Genomic DNA, 1977 nt, shown 5'->3' with positions numbered 1-1977 from the left:
GTGGTCATGCTCGTCGCGGCGCGCCAGCCGATGATGCGGCGGGAGTGCGCGTCGAACACGAACGCGACGTAGACCCATCCAGACCACGTCCACACGTATGTGAAGTCGGCGACCCAGAGCTGGTTCGTGCGGAACCGAGCGAAGTGTCGGTCGACGAGGTCCGCGGGGCGGGTTTCGCGTGGATCCGTGTCGACGGGGCGTTTCCGCTTCCCGCGGAGCACGCCGGCGATCCCAAGCTCACGCATGAGGCGCTCGACCGTGCAGCGGGCGATGTCGTGACCGTCACGGCGGAGCCGCAGCCATAGCTTGCGGGCGCCGAGCACGTTGCGGTGCGCCTGCCACGCGGCCAGGATGATCGGCTTCCACGGCTCATCCGACACGGCCTGTGGTGATGGTCCGCGCCCGCGGGCGTCGTAGTAGGTCGATGGGGCGATCTTCACGCCGTGCTGGGTGAGCACGGCGCAGATCGACTCGACACCCCATCGGAGCCCGCCCTCGGTGCGGTCCTTGCGTTCGTCGATGAAGGCGACTATCGCTTGTGTGGCCGGTCGAGTTCGGCCGCGAAGAAAGCTGAAGCCGCCTTCAAGATCTCGTTCGCCCGCCGCAGCTCGGCGTTCTCCCGCTTCAGGCGCTTGATCTCCATCTGCGCGTCGGTCGTCACACCGGGCCGGTCTCCCGCATCGACCTGCTCCCGACGGATCCAGGTGCGGATCGTTTCCGGCGACCCGATGCCGAGCATCTGCGCGACCGCGGTCATCGCCTGATACTCGCTCGGATAGTCGGTTCGCACCTCGGCGACCATACGGACAGCGCGCTCACGAAGCTCGCGCGGATACTTACTGGGACGTCCCATAAGACAGATCCTTCCAAGGAATCCTGTCTCCGGACACACCGGGGCGAGTCAGTCGGATCCCATGCCAGGTGTTGGCCTGGGTGAATTACACGGCAGCGAGCGGGGGCGAACGTCTTGTTTGATGGCCAACCCCTTCCGTATGGGATGCTCAAGCGAAGCAGTGAGACCGCAACGGCGCGTCTGGACATACGCCATGCGGCAAGCGCGACTGAGGCGCAGAACCAATCTCCGACGAACCCAGGTTAGATGGAGCCTGGATCGGCGTCTTCTCCGATTTGTGCCGCACGGAAGGCCGCTCGGCGCCGCATCGACGAGGCATCCTCGTCTGATGCGGACCGATACTCGGCGGAGCGAATCAGGGCGCTGAGTGGCAGCTCCCGGGATAGTAGCTGTGCCGCGACAGCATGGGTTACGGCGAGTTCGATCGCAATGTCATTGACCGTAATGCCCTCTTCAAGCAGGTTTTCGAAGGCTTCTTCAGCGAGTGCCATGGCGGCTTCCATGTCATCAGCAGCGGTCGCCGCGGAGTGAACGAGCCCACGAATGGTGGCTCTATTAGCTTCTTCTGGTGCGGAAGTCAATGCTTATCACCCCTCTAATGGTCTGCCAGGTTGGGCCATAACGAACCTCCGAGGGAAAGGTCCAAAATGTCTTCTCGTCGTCGCTACGTCGCATTGGCTGGAATCGTAGCCGTGCTGCTATCTGCCCCTCTATCGGCGTCGGCCTCCGTCGACCAGGCAGAGCCTGACCGTACCTCCACTACCAATGCTGTGTCTAGCCCAGAGGGTGCGGCACGCTTGCTGAATGGGCACGCTCCAGCCGTCTCTGTTCCGGATGAGCCGGAGCTGGACGCTAGCGTGCTTGACGAGCTCGATGTGACCGGCACGGTTACGAACGTCGAGGTCGATCAGAACGGAGCTGTGTTCTATTTCTATGATTCGGGCGACTACGTGTTCAAGCTTCCCGATGAAGTGCCCACGGCCGATGGAATGGTTTCGGCCCAATGGAGCGCCGGGACCCACTGCGTAGGGGCGTGAGGAACGGATCGGTGACAACTGATCGTTAGTGCCGGGAGGCGCTGGCGGGGAGGATGTCATCATGCCCGGTCCCTATCCCAGAGAGTT

Annotated in this window: 4 protein-coding genes; 1 reads left to right on the top strand and 3 read right to left on the bottom strand. The window is 63.1% G+C overall.

The genetic code is table 11. The features are described from left to right. The 3 genes from ACWAUG_RS13515 to ACWAUG_RS13505 form a co-directional block, all read right to left on the bottom strand. Window positions 1–458, bottom strand: a 458-nt coding sequence (locus ACWAUG_RS13515; protein ID WP_460802823.1) for an IS3 family transposase, incomplete at its 3' end; no start/stop codon positions are given. A gap of 71 nt (window positions 459–529) precedes the next feature. Then, window positions 530–853, bottom strand: a complete 324-nt coding sequence (locus ACWAUG_RS13510) for a transposase (protein ID WP_460802822.1) — start codon at window positions 851–853, stop codon at window positions 530–532. A gap of 242 nt (window positions 854–1095) precedes the next feature. Then, complete coding sequence (locus tag ACWAUG_RS13505) at window positions 1096–1344, bottom strand: hypothetical protein (RefSeq protein WP_460802821.1); 249 nt, start codon at window positions 1342–1344, stop codon at window positions 1096–1098. A 366-nt stretch (window positions 1345–1710) separates the two neighbouring features. Here ACWAUG_RS13505 and ACWAUG_RS13500 point away from each other — a divergent pair, with 366 nt between their 5' ends. Then, entirely contained in the window at window positions 1711–1890 is a 180-nt protein-coding gene (locus tag ACWAUG_RS13500; protein ID WP_460802819.1) for a hypothetical protein, read from the top strand. Window positions 1891–1977: the final 87 nt, after the last annotated feature.

Source organism: Microbacterium sp. GXF6406 (genome assembly GCF_054798215.1).
The sequence above is the reverse complement of the archived record's forward strand: the minus strand, read 5'-3'. Positions and strand labels throughout refer to the sequence as shown.